The sequence below is a fragment of the Actinocrinis sp. genome (assembly GCF_035650855.1).
Taxonomy (GTDB): Bacteria; Actinomycetota; Actinomycetes; order Streptomycetales; family Catenulisporaceae; genus Actinocrinis.
On sequence record NZ_DASRGV010000361.1, the window covers coordinates 1 to 5905 of the forward strand.

General features: G+C 68.5%; 5 protein-coding genes. All 5 read right to left on the reverse strand.

The window, feature by feature from the left end:
- Positions 1-80 precede the first annotated feature (80 nt).
- Positions 81-425 carry a P-II family nitrogen regulator gene (locus tag VFB40_RS25340; RefSeq protein WP_324854935.1) on the reverse strand — a complete coding sequence of 115 codons (345 nt, stop codon included), beginning with the start codon at positions 423-425 and terminating at the stop codon, positions 81-83.
- Positions 426-442: 17 nt separating this feature from the next.
- Positions 443-1897 (reverse strand): ammonium transporter, encoded by a 1455-nt coding sequence (locus tag VFB40_RS25345; protein WP_324854936.1) that lies wholly within the window; start codon positions 1895-1897, stop codon positions 443-445.
- 284 nt (positions 1898-2181) lie between these two features.
- On the reverse strand, positions 2182-2871 hold the full coding sequence (locus tag VFB40_RS25350; protein WP_324854938.1) for a trypsin-like serine peptidase: 690 nt from the start codon (positions 2869-2871) through the stop codon (positions 2182-2184).
- Positions 2872-3515: 644 nt separating this feature from the next.
- Positions 3516-4517 carry an adenosyl-hopene transferase HpnH gene (gene hpnH, locus VFB40_RS25355; protein WP_324854940.1) on the reverse strand — a complete coding sequence of 334 codons (1002 nt, stop codon included), beginning with the start codon at positions 4515-4517 and terminating at the stop codon, positions 3516-3518.
- 5 nt (positions 4518-4522) lie between these two features.
- Positions 4523-5905 (reverse strand): 4-hydroxy-3-methylbut-2-enyl diphosphate reductase (gene ispH, locus VFB40_RS25360; RefSeq protein ID WP_324854942.1); only part of this gene is annotated, 1383 nt, incomplete at its 5' end.

Consider the following 5905-nt stretch of genomic DNA (forward strand, 5'->3'; position numbering starts at 1 on the left):
GGGCGCGAATCCGGCGCGCGGACCGCACCCGCAGGTGTGGCCGCGGCCGGATTCGCCGAGGTGGCCGGATTACCGTCCGCTCAAATCGCCGGTTCGCCGTGTTCTCCGGTGCGTACCCGGACGACCTGTTCGACGGCGCTGATCCAGACCCGGCCGGTGTCGTCCCCGCCGTGCGGCGGCCTGCCGATGCGGGCCAGCAGCCCGACCAGATCGGGGACGTCCTCGTCGTTCGCCAGCACGTCGATCCGCAGCCGCGGCACCAGGTCCGCGACCAGCACCTCGGCCCGGTAGACCTCCAGGTGCCGATTCCAGCGCGAGCCGGACAGCAGCGGCGTCACGGTCATCCCGGGCGCGCCGAACGCGGCCAGCGCCCGGCGCGTGGTCTCCAGGTGCTCCGGCCGGATGACCGCCGTGATCAGCTTCACCTGCCGGCCGCAACGGATCAGGGTTCCGATGCGCCGGATGAAGCGGCGGACTCGGGTTCCTCGGCCGGAGCGGGCGCGACCGCAGGTGCGGCCGCGGCGCCGACCGCGGTGAGCGTCTGCGGCGGGTAGACCTCCTCGTCGTGCACGGCGAGGTCGCCGGTCTCCAATACCGCGTCAGGTAGTCGCAGCTTGATGAACAGGCCGACCACGCGCAGGATCACGAAGGTGCCGATCGCGGTCCACACGATCACGGTCAGCGCCGCGAACAGCTGCATCCAGAACTGATGCCAGGAATGGTTGCCGTAGAACAGGCCGGTGACCGAGAAGGCGCTCGACCCCTTCGCGGTGCCAGCCGGGTAGACGATCATGTTCGGGTCGGCGAACAGGCCGACCAGCAGGCCGCCGCACAGGCCGGCGATGCCGTGCGTGTACACGACGCCGAGGGTGTCGTCGACCTTCTTGAAGATCCACACCTTCGACAACTTGTACCAGGCGGTCCACACGATCGCCGAGCTGATCACGCCGAGGCAGATCGCGCCGAGCCCGTTGACGTAACCGGCGGCGGGCGTGATGGTCACAAGGCCCACGATCATGCCGTTGATCGAGCCGAGCAGCGTCGGCTTCTTCGTCGGGCTGAGCGCGTAATCCATGATCAGCCAGACCAGCAGCGCGGCCGCGGTGGCGAGGTTCGTGTTGACCACGGCGGCCGCGGCGTCGGCCCCGGCGAAGTACGGGTCGCCGCCGTTGAAGCCGTTCCAGCCGAGCCAGAGGATGCCGGCGCCGGTCGCGCACAGCAGCAGGTTGTTCGGCGCGCCGTGCTCACGGTCGCGCTTCAGCCGCGGTCCGATCACCGCCGCCGCGACGAAACCGGCGGTGCCCGCCGACAGGTGAATGACATAGCCGCCGGAATAATCCACGGCGCCCTTACCGGCCCAATAGCCGCCGCCCCAGAGCATGAACGCGTCGGCGCTGTACACGATGGTGGTCCACAGCGGGACGATCACCAGCCAGGCTTTGAAGCTCATCCGGCCGATGACGCTGCCGAGCCAGAGCAGCGGAGTGATCGCGGCGAAGACGAACTGGAAATAGAACAGCGCGGATTGCGAGAAGTTGAACTTCGGCATCAACCCGTCGAGCAGCGGGATATCCGCCTGCGCCTCCTGGCCGGCGCCCATGGCCGGCCCCGGTTTGCCGAGGAAGCCGCTGGGCGAGCCGTTGACCGTGGTCTTGATCCACGGATGGCCGAAGCCCATGTTGAACGCCCACAGCGCCCAGACGATCAAAACCAGGGAGAAGGCGGAGAAGGCCATCAACATCGTGTTGACGGCCCACTTCTTCTGCACCAGGCCGCCGTAGAGGACGGCCAGGCCGGGCAGGCTCATCAGGCCGACCAGGGTGGCGGCGGTCAGCTGCCAGGCGGCGTCGCCGGAGGAATAGCCGGTCGCGGGATACGGGATGTAATCGAGGTGCACAGCGTCCGTCCAGATATTGGTGAGGGAGATCGGAGGGAACGTGGAGCCGTTTACCTTCGTTGAGCACGTCGAGCGCAGAAAGCTCCTGCGTTCAATACGTGCGCGCACCGTGTCAGCCGCTGGTGTCACATCAGTTCCGGATCTGTTTCACGGATGAAACGAGCTGCGCACAATATCAAATCCGAAACCATGCCGAAGAACGGCGGCAACATCAAAAAGCGGCCGCCGGTGAAATGATCACCCGTGGCCGCCGCGGAAAAGATCTCCGGGAATTCAAGAATGGATCAACCGGCCGCCTCGGCCTGCTGGAAAAGCGAGTCGATCGCGTCGCTGAAATAGGCGCTGTACGACACGTCCGAAGTGTCGCCCCCGGTCTCGTAGCCGCCGATCACGCCGACCACGGTGCCCACGCCGGTCTGCGGGTCCACGTCGGTCAGGAACGGCCCGCCGCTGGTGCCGTCCGGGTAGCCGGGACAGTCGAACTCCAGCTGCGTGGGGCTGAACTGCTTGGTGTAGTCGGTACAGGTGATCGGCTGGTCCGTGTCGCTGGGATAGCCGACGACCTGGGTGAGCGCCGCGAAGCCCGGATCGACGCCGAGCTGGTCCGCGCCGACCGCATCCTGAATGCGCTGGGTGGATCCCGACTGATGCACCACCAGGAAGGCGACGTCGTAGTCGGGGTCCTGGTCGCTGAGCCACTGCGGGGCGACCACGATCTGCGACGGGGTCCACACTCCGTAGGGCTGCTGGCCGTCGTGGTACCCGGGCACGAACGCGATGTCGGTGAGGAGCGATCCGGAGGACGAGTCGTACACGCAGTGCGCGGCGGTGATCACCAGGTCGCCGGTGTTGCTCGCGACCACGCTGCCTGAGCAGAAATGCGTACTGGTCGAGGTGCCGTCGTAGCCGAACAGCGCGCCGATCTGCGGTAGCCCGGTGAACGCGGTCCCGGTCAGCGGATTGGACTGCGTCATCGACGGGAGCGTGGACTGGGCCTGCAACGCCCCGTCGAAGGAGACCCCGGGACCCGCCTCGGTGTCGGGCGCGGCCGACGGTACGGTGCCGGACCCGGTTGGCGGCTCCGCCCCCTGCGGAGCGATTTTCAGCTCGCTCTGCGGGTTCAGTTTCCCCTTCGGGCTGAGCGGCGCCGCCGACCGGCTCGACCGCGGCCGTGGCGCGGGCACCGCCTTCGGCGTGGTGTGCGTGAAGCTCGCTGCGCCCCGCGCGTCGGCCCGCTGCTCGGCGAAGCACCCGGCTACCGCGCCAATTGCGAGAACACCCAGGCACAGTGCAGCGGCGGCAAAACGTCTCTTCGGCCTCGGCCGGGGTTTAAGGGCCGCTGTAGGATTCGCGCCGCTCGGCGCGGCCGCCTCCCGTCGCGAATCCTGCGCCGCCACCCCGGCCGAGGTCGAAGAGATGGCGGCGTAACGCCGCCGCCGCTGCCTGTGCCGTCTCGTGCGCTGCGGGTCGAGTTCTCGCATCGCCTCTCGCCGTGCTTGCGCGGCCGTCAGCCGACCGTCGTGCTGGTCTAGGTCCTTTCGAGCCTAACCGCGCTCTCTGAAAGTGTCCTGAATGCCTTGACCTGCCCGAACGATACTCGCCCCAAACGCGGGCTCGGTCAGCCCCGCATCGCGCGCAGCGACTCCTTCAGCGAGGAGGTCGTGGCCAGCACGGCGGTCGGCTCGTAGCCGCAGTGCGCCATGCAGTTCGAGCAGCGCTCGTCCTTGCCCCGACCGTACTTGTCCCACTCGGTGGTCTCGATCAGCTCGCGGTAGGTCTTCACGTACCCGTCGTTCATCAGGTAGCACGGCCGCTGCCAGCCGAACAGGGAGTACGACGGGATGCCCCACGCGGTGCACTGGAAGTCCTTCTTGCCCTCCAGGAAGTCCAGGAACAGCGGGGAGTGGTTCAGCCGCCAGCGCTTGCGGTTGCCGTTCGCGAACGCCTTCTTGAACAGCTCACGGGTCTGCGTGACGCCGAGGAAGTGGTCCTGGTCCGGGGCCTTCTCGTACGCGTAGGCCGGAGAGATCATCATCTGGTCCACGCCCAAGTCGTCGTTGAGGTAGTCCAGCACGTCGATCACGGCCTGCGGCGTGTCGTTGTTGAAGAAGGTCGAGTTGGTGTTGACCTTGAAGCCCTTGGACTTGGCCAGCTTGATCGCGTCGACCGCGCCCTGGAACCCGCCCTTCTTGTCCACCGCCTCGTCGTGCCGCTCCTCGAGGCCGTCGATGTGCACGACCCAGGCGAAGTAGGGCGAGGGCTCGAACTTGTGGATGTGCTTGGGCAGCAGCAGCGCGTTCGTGCACAGGTACACATACTTCTTGCGCTTGATCAGCTGGCGCACGATCTCGTCGATCTGCGGGTGCATCAGCGGCTCGCCGCCGGCGATCGACACCATCGGCGCGCCGCACTCCTCGATCGCGCCGACCGCCTGCTCCACCGGCATCCGCTGCTTGAGCACCGAGGCCGGATGCTGGATCTTCCCGCAGCCGGGACACGCCAGATTGCAGGCGAACAGCGGTTCAAGCTCGACGATGAGCGGGAATTTCTTGACGCCCTTCAGCTTCTGCTTGAACAGGTACGCGCCGATCCGTGCGGACTGCCGCATGGGAATGGACAAGGCGATCAGCTCCCGGTGCTTGCGTCAGGGACCGTGCTCGCCGCCACTTCGGCCCCGTCGACGACTTCCGAACGTGCTTCGACAACTTCTGACCCGTCATCAACTTCCGAATCAAGGTCAACTTCAGTATCGGTCCGCGCCTCGGCCGCGGACGGCTCCGCGCCGTCCCCGGTGCGCCGAGCGGTACGCAGCGGCGGCATGGGCGGCAGGGTGAACTTGTACGACTCCTCCACCCCCGGCGGGTCCTCCCGGCGCACCGGGCCGAGCCCGGCCAGCGCGTCGGCCACCTCGTCCACCAGCTTCGGCGGGGCCGAGGCGCCCGCGGTCAGGCCGACGGAGCGCGCCCCGACCAGCCAGGCCGGGTCGATCTCGTCCGCGCCGTCGATCAGGTAGGCGGCGGCCCCGGCCCGCTCGGCCACCTCGACCAGACGCTTGGAGTTCGACGAGTTCTGCGACCCGACCACCAGCACCACGTCCACCTCGGCGGCGATGTCCCGGATGGCCCGCTGCCGGTTGGTGGTCGCGTAGCAGATGTCGGAGGAGGGCGGCTCGACGATGGTCGGGAAGGTGGCCCGCAGCGCCGAGACGATGTCCGCGGCCTCGTCCTCGGCCAGCGTGGTCTGGGTGAGGTAGGCGAGCCTGCTCGGGTCGTCGACCTCGAGCTCCTTGGCCTGCCTGGCGTTCTCCACCAGCCGGATGCGCGGGTTCGCCGGGTCCGGGTCCTCGCCGAGCAGGCCTTCGGACTCGTCGTGGTTGGCGTGCCCGATGAAGACCACGGTGTTGCCGTCGCGCAGCGCCCGCCGCGCCTCGGTGTGCACCTTGGCGACCAGCGGACAGGTCGCGTCCACGACGGTGAGCCCGCGCTGGGTGGCGTCCTCGCGGACCGCCGGCGCCACGCCGTGCGCGGAGAGCACGACCGGGACGTCGTCGGGGACCTCATCGAGTTCCTCGACGAACACCGCGCCGCGCCGCTCCAGATCCGCGACCACGTAGGCGTTGTGCACGATCTGACGCCGCACGTACACCGGTGCGCCGTAGCGCTCCAGCGCCTCCTCGACGATGTCGATCGCCCGTTCCACGCCCGCGCAGAACGAGCGCGGCGAGGCCAGCACGACCCGCCGGTGCGGGCTGAGCGCGTCGCTCCACCGCTCCAGCGCCGGGACGATCTTCGTCAGCAGGTTGATGGCGGCGCGGCCTCTCGGCACGGTGGCCGGGTGGTAGAGGCTGGTCTCCGCGTCGTCCACGATCACCCGCACCACCGCGAACGGCCGGTTGGCCAGGGTGCCGAGCCAGGAGGACTCCATGTCCACGGCGGCCACGCCCTCGCCGGCCAGCATCCGCCGGCGCGAGCCGAGGGCCAGCCGGTCCGTGGTCGCCACCGGGCCGAG

Coding starts and splice junctions, on each gene's coding strand:
- VFB40_RS25350 (WP_324854938.1), bottom strand. CDS start 2,871: ATGACGCAGTCCAATCCGCTGACCGGGACCGCGTTCACCGGGCTACCG.